The organism is Candidatus Uabimicrobium amorphum (assembly GCF_009002475.1).
Taxonomy (GTDB): domain Bacteria; phylum Planctomycetota; class Uabimicrobiia; order Uabimicrobiales; family Uabimicrobiaceae; genus Uabimicrobium; species Uabimicrobium amorphum.
The window spans coordinates 2,206,355-2,223,238 of record NZ_AP019860.1; the positions used below are offsets into that span (position 1 = coordinate 2,206,355).

The following is a 16,884-nucleotide window of genomic DNA, read 5'->3' on the forward strand; positions in this document are numbered from 1 at the left end:
TGAAGTTGCCCCCCGCTCTCGCGGGAATGGCAACTTTACAGCAAAACGTTGTGTAATTACTGACTACGGAACCAAAATTTCACTTTCGCATTATTCTTAGGTCCGTTTTTTCCTTCGACTTTGATGGTGATGCTTCCGGAATTCACTGACTTCTGAATAGGATAGAAAGTACGTGCGTCTAATTCCGCAACTGGCTTTTCCCATACAGCTTCGCCATTGATAGTTACTTGGTATTCGTCATAGGCAGCGTTGCACTGCATATCAAGAATAAGTCTGTTACTATTGAGAACGATGTCTTGGGTAATATTGAGGTTACCTTCGCGATCTGTACGACCAGAGAAAAATATCGTACGTGAACGTGCCAAAGCAGCAACGCGTTGCTGTGGTGCAGGCGCTACTTCTGCAGGAAGCTTGTTGTGACGGCAAGAAATCATGATTTTCACCTTGCTATTCTTAGGACCGTTTTCCGCTTCAACCTTGAAGGTAACTTCGCCTTTTTCAGTAACGATTTGTTGACCTAGATCGTAATTTGTACGCGGCTCAACTTCACCAACACCTTTTTCCCATCCATTTTTACCATTGACGGAAAGTTGGAAATTGGTATACCTTGCGTTGCAAAAAACACGTTGAACCAAAGCTCTTCTGTTTGCAGGCATAGTTTTAATAACACTCAGTTTACCATTGCTATCCGTGACAGCTTCAATTTTCACTGTACTAGAATTTTGATTGCGTTCGCTAATTACTTCAAGAGTACCTAGATCTGTACCAACTTTGCTCATCGCCAAGTCGCACTGTACAGTTCCTTCACCATACCAATTTTCTTTCTTGGTACCATTTGTTGTCGCCATAAGGATGTTTTTAACCCCCTGAGGTTTCATCCCTTTTGCTTTACTGAGCATCAGAGCAACCAAACCAGCAACGTGTGGTGTCGCCATAGATGTTCCGGAAATGGTATTCGTTCCCCCATTTTTCCACGCAGATAGTACATCGACACCTGGGGCAACCATATCAGGTTTAGGATCTAAGTATACGCTAACTCCGCGACTACTGAAATATGCAAGTTCACCTTTATTATCAATAGCACCAACGGTAATCGCTTTTTTTACACAACCAGGAGTACCGATAGTTTGCATAAATGGGCCCTCATTACCTGCGGCAATTACGACAACAATTCCGTTGTCAATAGCGTTTTCAACGGCATCTTCCACAACGTTACCGTTTGGATTTGCACGTCCGCCAAGGCTCATACTAATAACGTCCGCATGAAGCGCGGAATACTGAACTCCTTCCATTACGGCTGTCCAGCTACCACTACCTGTGGCACTTAGAACTTTAACTCCGATGAGACTAGCCCCTGGAGCTACACCATAAAGTTGGCTTGCAACTGTTCCGGCACAGTGAGTTCCGTGTCCATTTCCGTCTTCGACGGTTGGTTCACCAGGAACAAAAGATTTACATAAATCTGTACGTATTTGTTGTGGAGAAAATGCAGGGTGATCCGTATCAAGTCCTGTATCAACAACAGCAACAGTCACACCTTGTCCGGTAAACCCTTTTGCGTTTACTTCACGAGATTTAATGTACTCCAATCCCCAAGGTACTTGCGCCGAATCTAAAGAACCAAATGGCTGGATCATACTTTGGATAGCATCTAAAGAAATCAAGTGCACTTCTGGTTGCATAACCAATTCTTCAATCGCTTCTCTTTTTGCTGTCAAAGATACTGCATTTGCTAGCCAAAAAACTTTGATGTCTTTGACATAGCCTTCCAGTTGCATGCGTTGGCATAAATCTTTGATAAACGTTTGTTTTTGCTCACATTCATTTTTCAGAATATCAAAAATTTCCTCTTTCGACATGCCACTGTAATATTCCATGATATCACCGACCTTGACATCTTCTGTAAATGATATCATAACCGCGAATTCACTTTCATCTCCTTGCATAGCTTTCTGCAAATCAGGACCTAAGATTCCTGCAAAAGAACAAGAAAAAGTGATTGCGATGGTCAGTAAAATAACAAATTTTGTCATGTGACCCCCTAATAACAAATATCTATTTTCTATAATCTTATGAATTATAACAAAGTATTGAAAATTGTGCGAGTTTTTTCCATCTGGTTCATCTGTTCATCTTAACCAAATTTCTTCCATCAAACCTAACAGGTTTTCCCATTAATCACGAAATTCATCAGGATTAATAAATTCATCATTAAAATATGTGTGGGTTTTTCTCTTTTCCTCGGGTTTCTCAAATGCAGCATGTACGTCATCAATCGTCATGGCATCGGCATCTACTTCATATTTTTTCGTGACGGCTTCTTCATTTGTTGGACTAGGCAATTGCGAATGAATATCGTCAATGGTCATGTCTCCTGGCTCGTATTTTTTTGTTGCCACTTGCTTATTTGCCACACCAACAACCTGAGAATGAACATCATCAATGGTCATATCCCCTGGATCAACTTCGTGTTTTTTCGTTACTATCTGGGAATGAACATCATCAATGGTCATCGCGTCAGTATCTACATATTTTTCCATTTTAGCTTCAGAATTTGCCATTTGTACGTGAACATCGTCAATGGTCATGTCTCCTGGCAATACTTCATACTTCTTTGTCACCACTTGTCCATTGTCGGCAATCACAAGCGGTTCATCTTCGCAAATTGTATTTTCGGTGGTTATATATGTACTTTCTTTAAAGCCTGTGGTTTCTTTCACAGGCGACATATCGCTTTGAGATTCAAAGTCTAATGTTGGATCGCTGTTGTCACTGGTGGAGGCTTCCGCCCCACTACTATTTGGTTTAGGTATGTTGTTTATGTTCGTTTCGTGAATAGGATGAATACGAAGACCTTCTTCTGGTAACGGAGGCATCTTGCTATTGTGGTATTTTTTACTATCGTCCACTTCGTTTTCATCCGTAAATTTACCACCTAGTTGCTCTTCTAAAATATGTTTTTCACGTCTTCCCGTGGGTATTTCTTCAGAAAGTTTACGGCTCTCGGGAAGTGGTGGCATTTTGCTATTGTGGTATTTTTTGATCTCTACGGCATTTGCGTTATTACTAGCCTTTCCCATATCGAGCGTTTCTCGCGATATATCTCCGGTGCGTTTATCTTCATTTGGGGTATACATCGCGCTATTGGCGTTTTGAACCTGCGCGACCATTTCATTTTGCAATCTCTGCTGTGCTTTGTTTAAAGCATCTTTCCCTTTGGTAAAATGGGGATTTAGTTCCAAACTTTTCTTGAAACTATTCATCGCTTCTTTAACACGTTGTAATTGTAATAAGACAACTCCTTGGTTGTAATAACGATCAAACGTAGGTTCAAGTGTTAAAGCAGTATTTATAACTTCTAGCGCTCCCAACCAGTTTTTGTCTTTTATTAACTGTCGTCTGCGTGCTCGAAGTTCTTGTAATATAGTTTCTTGCGACTTCATATTTACTTCTCCTACATTTGATACTTTTCGAGTTTTCGTTGTAGGCTAAATCTACTAATTCCTAATACTTGCGATGCTTTTGATTTATTATTTTGACACATCTTCATCGCTTTTTCAATCTCATTTCTCTCAACCTCGCGAAGTAGCTCAGGTAAGTTGGTCACAGTCGTACTTTTTCGTCCCTGTATTTCAGGAGAAAGACAATCTATTGTTAAATCGCCATCACAAAGCGTTAACATACGATGTAGCTCGTTGCGTAACTGCCGAATATTGCCCGGCCACTCGTAGCTCATCATCATGTCAATGACTTTTTGACTCACTCTACGCATAGACATCTTTGCTGTTTTACAATATTCGCGTATAAAATATTCTATTAAAATGGGAATATCCCCCCTACGTTTGCGTAGAGGTGGCAAATAAATTTCAACGACATTTAGACGATAAAACAAATCTTCGCGAAAAGATCCTTCGCGAATCATTTGTCGTAAATCGCGATTCGTCGCAGTGACGATGCGCGTATCAATTTCAATACTTTTATGTGCCCCCACGCGACGGATTTTTTTTTCCGCAAGTGTACGTAGTAATTTTTTTTGTAACGCTATCGGCAATTCGCCAATTTCGTCGAGGAACAATGTTCCGCCATGACTTTCTTCAAATAAACCTTTTTTTCCCTTTTTTGCTCCGGTAAATGCTCCCGCTTCATAACCAAAGAGTTCACTCTCGAAAATGCTCTCTGGTATTGCGGCGCAGTTTTCGCTGACAAAAGAACAATCTTTGCGATTCCCCATAAAGTGAAGCGCTTGGGCAATAAGCTCCTTTCCCGTACCGCTTTCTCCGCATACCAACACCGGCAATTCACTATTTTTTACTTTTTCAATAACGGCGAAAACTTGCTGCATCTCTTCACTCTCCGCGCAAATTTTCCAATAATTTCCGACGGGGAAGATTTGTTTTGTCAATTCCGCAGTTTGCGATTTTACTTGATCGCGAAGTGCTATATTCATTTCTTCCGCTTGCTGTGCCCGTTGTGACATTCGTGCATGTAAAAATACATTCTCAATCGCAAGAGAAACTTGTTGAGCAAAAGCACAAAGTACCGCTAATTCATCCTCTTCAAAATTTGCCATAACCAAACGATTATCAAGATAAATAGCTCCCAAGTTCTTATTGCGCACTTTTAAAGGAACACAAATAATAGACACCAAACGATGCTCCTGCACGGAAGTATACGGAGAAAAACGCTGGTCCCCTTGTGCATTGTCCGTTAGCACAGCCTTTCCATGGTCCATGACTTGTCGTGCTAGTTTGCGACTAATTTTCAAATCACCATCGATATGTTCTTGGGCAAAATTACGCGCTATTTCTAAATCGTTCAGTAATAAAACTCCGCGTTCAGCGTTGGTTAATTCAATGGCATGATCGAGTACAGACTGTAGTAAAGTCGGCAATTCAAATCCAGCATTGATATCATTAAGATTCTTTTGTAAGTAAAATAACTGCTTTTCCACGGACAACAACCTACGTAGATAATCAATGCCATGCTTTTCATAAGATGCACAGAATACATTCCAGTATTTTTCACTGTGGGCATCACTTTTGTATGTATCTAATAAAAATTGTAATTTTTCTTTTGCGCTCATAGTATAGAACAATAAAATTGATGGATTGTTTGGATTTATATAACTATTCAATATTTTATCAGTAATTAGTAGGATTGAAAAATGGAAAATGCCATTTTTATTACAGGGTGCACACGAAGAATTGGTTTGCATCTAACAAAACGCTTTTTGGATGAAGGGTACGATGTAATCGCTCACTACCGTAAGATGACACCAGAACTCGAAGTATACAAAAATAGAAATACAGTTGTCATCCGCGCCGACTTAACTTCGCCAAAAGACATCGATAGCATGGTAGATCAGCTGCAACGTTACACGCGATCACTTCGCGCGATCATACACAACGCCTCTTTTTACGAGAAAACAAGCGATGATTTAAGCGAAGCCATAAAACAATACCAAACTTTTTTCAACGTACACATGTTAGCCCCTTTTTTAATCAATCACAAATTCTATCCGTTACTTACGAGAGGTGAAGGCCCACGAGACATCATTCACATCACTGATACCAATGCTCAAAATCCCGATAAACGTTTTTGCATCTACTCCTCTACGAAAGCCGGTTTAGAAAACCTGACAAAATCATTTGCCAAAAACTTTGCACCACAAGTAAAGGTCAATTCCATTGCTCCTGGCCCAATCGTATTTTCCAAAAGAGAGTCAGAAGAACAACGCAAAGCGATCTTAGCCAAAACCTTATTAAAAAAGGAAGGTGGAATGGAAAGTGTGTTCCAAGCGGTCAAAGGAATTATGAACAATGATTTTATCACCGGAACATGTGTTTGTGTGGATGGTGGGAGAAGCCTAGGTTAAGAGTTACTTGGTTCTGTTGAGGTTAATCAACACAAATGCGTTTTTCGATCCTGATCCCGAAAAGTTTATTGACATCTTATTTTCGGGATCGGGATCGGGATCGGGATCGGATTCACTCTATACCGATGTTAATCTGTCGGCGTATATCTTGCAAACGATCTGAAAAACTACAGAGAAATATACCTGAAAAATATAACGATACAATCGGAAATGCCATCAATAGCTGCGTCACTACATCAGGAGGTGTCAACAGGGCTGCGATGACAAAGGCGGCAAGAAATGAGTGACGCCAATTTTCAACAAAGAAACGCGTATTTAAAAGACCGGCTTTTACCAAAACCAACATAACGAGCGGTAACTCGAATATAACACCACATACAAACGTCAATACAAAGAATAGCGATACATACGAGGAAAGAGTAAACCCCATTTGGATGGTATTCTCCCCTCCATATCCACCGAGAAATCGCAATCCTAGAGGAATAAGTACGCTGTAGCCAAAAACAATGCCTGTTGCGAAAAAGATAATTGCAAAAGGAAAAAACGTCATAACATAACGCTTCTCATGACTGTATAATCCCGAAGCAATGAATTCCCACAACTGGTAAAGAGTAAAGGGCATTGTAATGATAAGTGCGGCGATAATAGACACTTTTAAATAACAAAAAAATGTCTCTTCGTAACGCAGAACTTGAATGGTCGTCGGGTGATTTAGGGCAAGCATTGCTTCCTTGTGCGGTTCGAGAATAATAGTCATGTAAAAATTTTGATCGACTATTGTCATCGCAAAGGCACCGAACAGCACAAAAAGACAAGTCACTATTCGCTTGCGCAATTCGTCTAAATGATCCCCAATAGACATGGAGACATCGTGAATATCCATTTTGTCAAACCTTTTATTGTTGCGACATTTTTTTCACAATTTGCAATGTAGTATCGGTAGCGGTTTTTCGCACATCTACATTTGCATGTGATAAATATGCATTGATAACATGTAAACTATCGGGATCTGCTATTTTCCCTAAAACGCGCAAAGTTTCTTGTATTATTTGTGGTTCGTTATATATTCTATTATAAAGAATCTTTGTTAAAAGAGGCTTTGCTTTTACATAATGTTTTTGTTGAAGAGATTGTATTGCCGTTAATATTTTCTCGCGGCTAATTTTCACTTGTGGTGCCTCGCTACGGTTTGTATAGGGAATAAAAGAAGCTCCCCCTAAACAAAATAGCGCCACAAAAATAACCCAACATACTTTTTGTTGTACGTTGAGAAATAGCATCAACATCTTGCGCACAACGGTCAAAAATAGAACAATGCAAGCGGTTACCACTAGCAATATATGGCTTATGATAAACCACTCCTTATAAAATCCCCAAATAACAATAGAGCTACACCAAGTTGTAAAAATCAACATGTACATCACGGTTTTTCCGCGGCCATAAAGTTTAAGTGTCGCACGATGTCCGACAACATAGTTAATAAATAGCGGAAAAAACAAAACAAAAGCTAGACCATAGATAATCGGAATAGCATACAACAACGGTTCTAAATAAAAACTCATCGGCAAATTTGGCTTTTCGACGGCGATGGATAATTGGTAAAGGGGATCGGACTCTATCGAACTTACAAGTTTGGCAATATCTTGGCCATGTGCTTTTTCTTTTGCCAACTCGCGCAGTTGCTCCATCACTTTTTGGCGATACTGAGGAAAAGCGGTAATACTTTCCCGCAGTGTTTGTGCGGCTGCTTCGCGCACACTTGCATCTTCATCGTTTTGCACGTTGTTGATTAAAACTTGAATGGCTGTTTCACTTGGTTGCAGTACTGGTTCACCAAATGCAACAAAAACAAGCCGCACCACAATAATACACAGAAGCCACGCCCACCAGTTGTGTAAAACTTTTTGCATATCTCTATCCAATCCCTTGAATGATCAATAAAATAGTGATCAAATTGTGTAGAGAATGTACTGCAATGGGAATCCAAATGGCTTGTGTCCTTTCATATAACAAGGCAAAAAACACGCCAAGAGAAGCGATGGGCAAGAAGCCAACGAGTGTTCCGTGAACAGCGGCAAAGCAAATCGCAGACCCCACAATGGCCAATGGAACGCCCAAAAAAGATCGTAACAAAGAATAGAGAAAAGCACGGAAGAAAAACTCTTCAAAAATAGGAATAAAGACAATAGCAACCATTGCTCCAATCCACAGACGCCTTCCTTGTTCATTCATAAAATATATGACAATTTCTTGTTTTTGTGGCGTTTCTCCCATACTGGTAACTAGTAGGTAAGACAGTATGACAATACACACAAAAATGGGCCACGATAGTAAGTATGCGGCAATAGCATAACCCGCTTTTCTAGCAGGTAATTTTACAATACCAAGAGAGCTCCACGAACTATTGCGAAACTTACGCAACCATAAACATAAAAAACCACATGTGCACAGTTGAATGAGACCATTTAGTACAATAAGTATGTATTTGTCCCCTGCCATCTCTTGTGTGATGAAGAATTGAGCAATGCCGAGAACGACAAAAAATATACATACCGCGACAAAAAAATCAGTAATGTCCCATGAGGCTTTTTCAAATGGTTGCGATTTAATTTTACGCAAAACGCATGACACAGCCCACACTGCCGCAACAATAATCCCCACAAAAACGGCAATGGCTTGTGGACTTTTCAATAAATCAATGAGTTGTTTTTCCACAAATTAGCTTTCGTTCAATTTAGCAAACACCATGCGCCCTATGTTATTCTGCAATACGTTTGTAACAACAACAGAAACGTTCTTCCCTATCATTCTGCGGGTATTTTCAACAATGACAACTGTTCCGTCTTCTAAGTATCCAATTCCTTGCTCTGCTTCTTCTCCTTGCTTCACAATGCGAATATCAATCAGTTCCCCAGGAAATACTGTGGGCTTCAAAGCATTGGCGAGAGAATTCAAATTAATAACCCCCACATCTTGTAGCTGCGCTATCTTTTTGAGATTATAGTCATTTGTAATCACGATACCGTTTATCTCTTGCGCAAGGGCAATTAATTTATTGTCAACTTCTTTGATATTGGGAAAAGTTTGTGGCTCGATGGTGACATCTAGTTTCTTATTTTTTTGTAATTCAGCAAGTATTTCCAAGCCGCGTCGTCCACGGATTCGCTTCTGCTTATCCGAACAATCCGCTAAACTTTGCACTTCGTCTAAAATAAATTTAGGAATAACGAGGTTGCCCTTCATAATTCCCGTTTCACATATATTAGAAATACGTCCATCAATAATGATACTCGAATCGAGTATTAAACGACGATCTCCGGCTTCTTTCGTAAAGTCTACGAAAGGAATTAACAACTTAAACCTGTTCTTTGTACGATACAAAACAGCCACAGATAGATAACAAAACAAAAAAGTAATTCCAACATTTACTAAATCGCGAATTTTCTGATACTCGTCGGGAAAAATATCCTTCATCATATTCACATGTGGAATTAAAAATAGTGCTTGCACAAAAAGATACGAAGCAATAAATCCAACTAGCAAACCAAGTATAACGGTGAAAATTCCCACTAAAAATCGCGTTGAATACTTAATTTCTACCCAAATAATACATATACCGATTATCGATCCAGTAATAATGGCAGATATATTAACTATGTGGAAATTTGGCCGTTCAAATATTAGTTTTGCAAGTTGGTAAAATACACTGGCCGTTGTGATCACAAATACAGTTCTTAATACTAATAATATTCCTGGCACTGAATTTTACCTCATATAATACTCACAGCTTGTATTAGCTGCATACAAATTGCAATTGTATATTCAATACAATCAAACTATAAAACTATTTTCTTAATACATTCCTATATTTACGGTGAAGTATACGCCATTTAAAATAAATTTGTCAATAAAAATAAGGCTCATCTCTTAGGCGCGTCATCTGTCAAATAATAAACAGCTATCGTAATCGTAGCCATCATTACGCGTTAAGTAAAGAGTAAAATCTTTCAAAACAATCCCAACAGCAAGTTGAAGTAGTTTCATTTTAATAAAACAACAGCGAGCTGTTGGGCACGGTCATCCCTAACTTGATCAGGGATCCAGGCGTTTTACAAGTCGACTTCATTTTGTGGATTCCCGCTTTCGCAGGAATGACACACTTGTGTAGTTCCGTCTCAACAAAACTGAAGTTACTTCAAAAAATTTTCTGGAACTACATAACAAAATGATTTTTTGCCTTATGTATATTGAGCAATTTTTTCAAACAGTTGCTGTTCATTAACCGGTTTACAAATATAATCATTCATCCCTATCGCCAAACCCTTTTCGCGTTCTTTCGACATAGCATGCGCTGTCAAAGCAATGATCGGCATAGAAAAACCCAAACTGCGAATTTTACGCGTTGCTCCTAATCCGTCCATTTTCGGCATAGAAATATCCATAAGTACTATGTCATATTCACTTTTTTGAACTTGTTCTACAGCCTCTTCCCCGTTATTGGCAATATCAACTTTACACCCCAAACGGCGCAAAATGATTTCAAAGATTTTTTGATTTGTGCGATCGTCTTCTACCAATAGAACAAAAACATTCAGCAGCCTCTTCATCTTTTGCTGCGGTACTTCCAAAACAGCATCGAAAGATTTTTTTAATTTTACATCAAAACTAAATTTACTTCCCTTTCCTTCTTCTGATTCCACCCTAATTTTGCCTTGCATACGTTCGACCAAATATTTAGAAATGGCAAGCCCCAAACCCGCTCCATCTGAAGTACGGTTAAAGGACATGTCTACTCGTGAAAAAACTTCGAATATTTTCACTTGCTCTGAACGAGGAATACCAATGCCGTTGTCTTCAACAACAGCAAGCATAGTAGTATGCTCGTCTGTCTCGCAGAAAGATATTTCTAAAGAAATTTCACCATTCTGCGACGTGAATTTAATGGCGTTGTTCAGTAAATTTAAAAATATTTGCTGAATGCGTACCGGGTCTCCCAACAAATTCTTTGAAGCTTCACCACAAGAAAACTGAAACTCAATATTTTTCTTTTGAAATTGCGGCTGTAAAAGTTGCACCAGTTTACGAATAATCTCCTGTACGTCAATTACTTTTTCCTGTAAATGAAATTTGCCAAACTCAATCATTGATAAATCTAGTAGATCGTCGATAAGAGAGATGAGTAAATCACCACTATTTTTTATGACTTGTAAATGGTTTTGCTGTTCTTTATTAAGCTTTGTACTTTGTAAAAGGTCACAAAAACCCATAATCGCGTTCATTGGCGTTCGAATTTCATGGCTCATATTTGCCAGAAATAAACTCTTCGCTTCATTGGCTTTTTCCAACTCGCGCTTCGCTCTTTTTAATTTTTCTTCTGCCTCTTTGCGATCGAGAAAAACAGGAATATGATAGGATCTCACCTGCTCTTCTTTGTGCACATATTCTTTTATTCTATGCGGCGGTGCCATAATGAAAGTACAGTTTTCGTCGCCTTGGGCGCGGCAAGAAATTTCTACTGCTGTTAGCGGTATACCAAAGCTTGCCTCGCACCACCCCGATGAGTAACCGGCATTCATTATACAAATCGGCTTCTGCGCTTTCTTGCCGGCCTTAATCCAGGAGGTAGCTTCAAACGAATATGGATGGTGGTATTTTAGGTAAAAATTATCGTCAGGGGAAGGATTACTCTCGGGCAAGATTTCCACAAATGCCCAACCAGTGTATGCAAAGTGAACAGGACCTGCTGATAATTTATCAATGGGGGTTTTCACTTGCATCTGCTCATGAAACTTCTTGGCGTCTTCTATACCAATGACATGCGAAATATCAAACAAGAAATCAAGGCCTATTTGTAGCGCATCTTCGGGACCACGATCTTTATATAAATTCTGGATATTTTTTAAGAACTCAAAAGACAAGGACGATGCCCGCATTAAAATATAGCGTTCATTATCTACAGAAACGAGCGCACGACAGGGATCAAATTCGATATTTTGAAAATACTCTCCGACAGTGTCCTGCGCTGCGTCAAAAGTCGCTTTAAACTCCTGGGGAACTTTAATCGTATCTCCGTTGACTTTTCCCAAAGTTTTTTTCTTCAGTCTAAGAACCTCTAGCTCTAATTCAGCTATTCTTTTTTCCAATTCTTTTTCACGGCTCACCATATTCTCCTATTTCACGATTTCCCACTTTCGCAACGCATAAGACTTTTGTTACTTCCGACTATTAACGCGAAAGATTGTTAAGGTTTTTTTAGAACTCGTTGTATTTCTTCTTCAAATTTTCCAGGATTACTTCCTGTTATATTGGCGTGATCCCAACGTCCAGAATTCCACAAAATGATACAGCCATTTTTGTTGTACTTGCGAAATTCGCGGTGAAAATCAATGTAATTTCCCCGTGAGTTTTTGTCGCGCAATCCAAATTCTCCTAGAGAAAAATCCTCTTTTGCTATTTTTCGTATTCGAATAATAAGTCTCTGAATATTTTTACCAAGAAACATTTTGCGCAATTTTTTCACTAATCTACGAATAAAGCTGCGACGACTTTCTAAATAACTACCATTGATAATATGATTGTGTTGTTCGTACATAGATGGTGCAATAGAGTCAATGTTCTCAAAGATCTTCAGCAATAATTTGTAATTTGGTTTTTTTTGCCCTTCGTGCCATCCATGTAGAAAATCACCATTGGGGTTCCATACCAACTTTACTTTATTTTTGATTCCTATTTGAGCAAGTCTACGACGTAGCCTTTCTATCGTTTTATAAGTCGCTTGTGTTTCTGTAACAAAAGCAGGGTCAATTTCGGATGCTACGGTAATGCGAATTTGCTGATTAAGTTTGATGTTGTCTTTATTTTTTTCTATAGACTTAAGTAACGCGCCGTATGAACGCAAAAAATAGTGTTCATCCAACGGTATTTCACAATGTATTCGCCAATTCGACTCCCAAATGCGATTTAGGGTTACAATACTTTCCAGGTGTGGAACAAACGTAAGAGATAAGCCACTATTCCAAATTTTTTGTAAACACCGCAACAGCTCGTCTTCGTCAATGGCAAAATCATCTTCATAAAAATAATGATGGCCGTAAACAATTTCATTGTTTAAACGTGAGAGTCTCTTTTTACGCGTACTCCCACCAGAGTAATACACAGGAAAAAACAAAGTAACTTTGTCAAAGCCCTTCTGAATGCCATTTTGCAAAATATAGTCCGCATGTTTATCTAAGTCTCCTTTTTTAAAAGGAATCAATGAAAAACTATACGCGGAATTCTGCTGTATTTGCCTTTTAGACACTTTTAGAGAAAACTCACTTTTAGAAGCTGGCCGATTAAAAACACGGTATGCCTGGTTGATGCTACGAAGTACAAAAAAGAATTTCTCCTCATCCATTTGCGTGTCTACATAAGTAAACTTTTGCTTTGTTATTCGCTCAAGATACCTAGCAAATTTTGCATGTTGTGTCACAAAAGAATTGTCTAACAATAGATCTCTTACTATATTATATAGCTTAGAAACCTGCCATCGCGGCAACAAATACACAACTTTTTTTGGGCCAATTTGCAAAACAGGTTCGTAGTTACGATTAAACTTAATCTCTCCACCGCTCAACTTTAGCATTTTTGCCAAATCATATGTATCCCATTTACTGTTCTTGGCAAAGATATATTTTACAAATTTGAGATCCATAAAACCAACTTTCGGCCCTGTTGTACGAAACACAATAAAAGCTTTTTTACTGCGTATTTGTTTTGTCGATAGAGGTGTTTTTGTTTTATACCAATTCATCCTGCGATCAAAGTACCCGGGTAATTCACCACCTGGATGCAGATACAGTCTTGCCTTTTTTTGCATCACCTTTTCCCAAATTTCAGGTACTTCGCGCACATTTTTTTTATAGTAGTCGGCATGTAAGGTTATTAAAAATAGCAAAGAGTAGCACAAACACTTATGAGCTTTGCAACGCCACATGTAGTTTTTCCTTGAAAAAAAACATCACTTTCCATATCATCAAAACGATTCAACGATTTTTCACACACAAGGTAAAAGTCGTTTTTGGTTTATAAAATTACACTTTCATTGAAGGTTTTTTATGAAAAAAATGCAATTTATTTGTCTAAGCACCCTATTCTTGTTTTTGTTGAGTATATCAGCGCAGGTTGTAAATGACAAATACAAACAAGCAGATAAATTTCGTCAACTAGACGAAAACCTACGTACCCCGAACGCCTACCGCACAGCTTCGGGTGCCCCAGGCCACAAATATTGGCAACAACGAGCCGATTATGTCATCAATGTTGAAATCGACGACGAAAATCAACGTTTGATAGGTTCGGAAAAAATTGCCTACACAAATCATTCTCCTGATACACTAAACTATATCTGGGTGCAATTAGATAATAACATTTTTGCTCCAAATTCGGATGCGGTTCTCACCGAGACCTCAGGTGGACTTCAAGGAGAAATTCCTTTTGCTCTTATGCGTCGCACTCTCGCACGCCAGAAATTTGACGGTAGTGTAAAAATCACTTCTGTAAAAGATGCTTTTGACCTGCCTATGGAGTATCATATCGTAAAAACAATGATGCGCATTGATCTGAAATCGCCACTAAAGCACGGAGAAACAGTGAGTTTTTCTATTTCCTGGCATTACCAAATCAATGATTCGCGCCTTGTTGGTGGAAGAACATCTTATGAGTATTTCAAAGAAGATGGTAACTACATTTACGAAATTGCCCATTGGTATCCACGCATGGCAGCTTACACAGACGTTCATGGCTGGCAGCACAAGCAATTTTTAGGTCGCGGCGAATTCACGCTAGAATTCGGAGATTTTTTAGTACGCATCACTGCTCCTGATGATCACGTTGTTGCGTCAACAGGTGTTTTACAAAACGCCCAAGAAGTACTTACAGAAAAACAACGCCAACGTCTAAAGGAAGCTAAGACAGCAAAAAAGCCTGTATTTATCGTAACTCCAGAAGAAGCAAAACTAAACGAAAAGAAAAAGCCTAAGGGAAAGAAAACCTGGGTTTTTAAAGCCGAAAACGTACGCGACTTTGCCTTTGCCACATCGCGCAAATTCATTTGGGATGCTCAAGGCCACAATGTACAGGGTAACCATGTGATGGCGATGAGTTATTATCCAAATGAAGGCGAACCGCTATGGAGTAGATACTCAACGCATTCGATTATCCATACACTCAATGTATACTCACGCTATACGTTTAAATATCCATATCCTGTTGCCATTTCCGTTAATGGTCCGGTTTTTGGTATGGAATATCCGATGATATGCTTTAATGGACCACGTCCCGAAAAAGACGGAACATACTCCAAACGCACCAAATACGCTCTTATCTCCGTAATCATTCACGAAGTAGGGCACAACTACTTCCCGATGATTGTAAACAGCGACGAACGCCGTTGGACATGGATGGACGAAGGACTCAATACCTTCTTGCAATATTTATCTGAGCAAGAATGGGAGGACAACTATCCGTCAAGACGCGGAGAACCAAATGACATCACATCATACATGGCAAGTAGCGCACAAGTTCCCATCATGACTCACTCTGATTCCGCATTACAATTTGGACCAAATGCATACAGTAAGCCCGCAACTGCTTTAAACATACTACGCGAAACAGTTATGGGAAGAAAACTTTTTGACAAGGCATTCAAAGAATATTCACAGCGTTGGATGTTCAAACACCCTACTCCAGAAGACTTTTTCCGTACCATGGAAGATGCCTCTGGGATTGACTTAGACTGGTTCTGGCGTGGTTGGTTTTACTCGACTGATCATACCGATATCTCTATTGAAGATGTGCGTCTTTACAATGTAAATACCATGAACCCTGAAATAGAGAAAAAGTTACTTCGCGAAAAACGCGATTCTGCTCCAGAAACACTATCGAAAAAACGTAATAAGAACCTCACCAAACGCGCAAATTTATATCCTGAACTTAAGGATTTCTATAATAGTTACGATCCACTAGATGTTACCTCGAAAGAATTAAAAGGTTTCGAAAAATTCTTTGGCGGTCTTACCGAAGAAGAAAGAAAACTCATTGAAACAAAATACAATTTCTACTCGGTAAAATTTAAAAACATTGGTGGGTTAGTCATGCCGGTAATTCTTCAAATCAATTACAGCGACAAAACCAGCCAAGAATTGCGTATTCCTGCGGAAATTTGGCGTTACAATAGCGAAGTCGTTTCAAAGATGATCATTACCGAAAAAGAAATCACCAGTCTTGTTCTTGATCCACGTTTGGAAACCGCCGACACAGACTTGCACAACAATCACTATCCACGACGCATTCGCGAATCGCGTTTTAAGCTATTCAAGAGAAAGCGCCCAAAAAATCCGATGCAAGTAAAGGCGGAAGCGGAAAAAAAGAAAGCAGAAAAAAAAGAGAGTAAAGGTGAATGAAAAAACTAGTCGTTATTTTATTCTTGTGCTCCACTTTTCTTTTTGCTCATAGATACCACTTTACAATCTCTGAAGTTGAGTGGAATTCTCAAAACAAATGTTTAGAAGTTGGGTTGCGTGTCGATTCCTTTGAATTAGAAAGTGTACTTTCTAAAATTTACGGCAAAAAAATCGATTTAGAAAAGACCAAAGATGTGGATAAAATACTTCATCTATATCTACAAAAAAGATTTTTGGTAAAAACCCCGCAAAGGAAACCTTGTTCTATCGTGTGGATTGGTAAAGAAATTTCGCGTGGTCAGCTATGGCTATACTTTGAAGTACCGGTAAAAGAACCGCTAGAAGGCTTAATTATCAGTAACAGCGTGTTATTTGAAGCGGCGACTTTTGAAGCCAATAGTTCACACACGCCCGTCAACATTATGAATATACGCTATAAGCAACACAAACTGTCGCTCTATTTTACCAAAGATAAAGCGCAGCGAATTCTATCATTTGCGAAGAAATAACAAAACAAAATGCTCCTAGATACTTTAGGGGCATTTGTTTCCAACCAGCAACGCGCAT

At 39.1% G+C, this 16,884-nt stretch carries 12 protein-coding genes; 3 read left to right on the forward strand and 9 right to left on the reverse strand.

Annotated features, from left to right (window positions below):
* Nucleotides 1-56 precede the first annotated feature (56 nt).
* From UABAM_RS07790 to UABAM_RS07800, 3 genes are all read right to left on the reverse strand, one after another.
* Complete coding sequence (locus UABAM_RS07790) at nt 57-2,033, reverse strand: S8 family peptidase (RefSeq protein WP_151967435.1); 1,977 nt, start codon at nt 2,031-2,033, stop codon at nt 57-59.
* 141 nt (nt 2,034-2,174) lie between these two features.
* The gene (locus UABAM_RS07795) at nt 2,175-3,443 is read right to left on the reverse strand and encodes a tetratricopeptide repeat protein (RefSeq protein ID WP_151967436.1); all 1,269 of its coding nucleotides are present in this window, start codon (nt 3,441-3,443) and stop codon (nt 2,175-2,177) included.
* Nucleotides 3,444-3,454: 11 nt separating this feature from the next.
* Complete coding sequence (locus UABAM_RS07800) at nt 3,455-5,083, reverse strand: sigma-54-dependent Fis family transcriptional regulator (RefSeq protein WP_173013193.1); 1,629 nt, start codon at nt 5,081-5,083, stop codon at nt 3,455-3,457.
* A gap of 81 nt (nt 5,084-5,164) precedes the next feature.
* On the opposite strand from UABAM_RS07800, the gene UABAM_RS07805 reads away from it, so the two are divergent.
* A complete protein-coding gene (locus UABAM_RS07805) occupies nt 5,165-5,875 on the forward strand; it encodes an SDR family oxidoreductase (protein ID WP_151967438.1) in 711 nt (236 codons plus the stop codon).
* Between the two features lie 112 nt (nt 5,876-5,987).
* Here UABAM_RS07805 and tatC read toward each other — a convergent pair whose 3' ends face one another.
* The 6 genes from tatC to UABAM_RS07835 all read right to left on the reverse strand — a co-directional run bounded on the left by tatC (nt 5,988) and on the right by UABAM_RS07835 (nt 13,850).
* Nucleotides 5,988-6,758, reverse strand: coding sequence for a twin-arginine translocase subunit TatC (gene tatC, locus UABAM_RS07810; RefSeq protein WP_151967439.1), 771 nt, complete (start codon nt 6,756-6,758; stop codon nt 5,988-5,990).
* Nucleotides 6,759-6,771: 13 nt separating this feature from the next.
* Nucleotides 6,772-7,785, reverse strand: coding sequence for a hypothetical protein (locus tag UABAM_RS07815; RefSeq protein ID WP_151967440.1), 1,014 nt, complete (start codon nt 7,783-7,785; stop codon nt 6,772-6,774).
* 4 nt (nt 7,786-7,789) lie between these two features.
* A complete protein-coding gene (locus tag UABAM_RS07820; protein WP_151967441.1) occupies nt 7,790-8,590 on the reverse strand; it encodes a CPBP family intramembrane glutamic endopeptidase in 801 nt (266 codons plus the stop codon).
* Between the two features lie 3 nt (nt 8,591-8,593).
* On the reverse strand, nt 8,594-9,634 hold the full coding sequence (locus UABAM_RS07825; RefSeq protein ID WP_151967442.1) for a PIN/TRAM domain-containing protein: 1,041 nt from the start codon (nt 9,632-9,634) through the stop codon (nt 8,594-8,596).
* Nucleotides 9,635-10,113: 479 nt separating this feature from the next.
* Nucleotides 10,114-12,039 carry a response regulator gene (locus UABAM_RS07830; protein WP_151967443.1) on the reverse strand — a complete coding sequence of 642 codons (1,926 nt, stop codon included), beginning with the start codon at nt 12,037-12,039 and terminating at the stop codon, nt 10,114-10,116.
* Nucleotides 12,040-12,116: 77 nt separating this feature from the next.
* On the reverse strand, nt 12,117-13,850 hold the full coding sequence (locus tag UABAM_RS07835; RefSeq protein WP_151967444.1) for a hypothetical protein: 1,734 nt from the start codon (nt 13,848-13,850) through the stop codon (nt 12,117-12,119).
* A gap of 121 nt (nt 13,851-13,971) precedes the next feature.
* Between UABAM_RS07835 and UABAM_RS07840 the strand changes: the two genes are divergently transcribed.
* Nucleotides 13,972-16,317, forward strand: coding sequence for a M1 family metallopeptidase (locus UABAM_RS07840; protein WP_229759366.1), 2,346 nt, complete (start codon nt 13,972-13,974; stop codon nt 16,315-16,317).
* Nucleotides 16,314-16,826 carry a DUF6702 family protein gene (locus tag UABAM_RS07845; RefSeq protein ID WP_151967445.1) on the forward strand — a complete coding sequence of 171 codons (513 nt, stop codon included), beginning with the start codon at nt 16,314-16,316 and terminating at the stop codon, nt 16,824-16,826. Before UABAM_RS07840 ends, UABAM_RS07845 begins: the two co-directional genes overlap by 4 nt.
* Nucleotides 16,827-16,884: the final 58 nt, after the last annotated feature.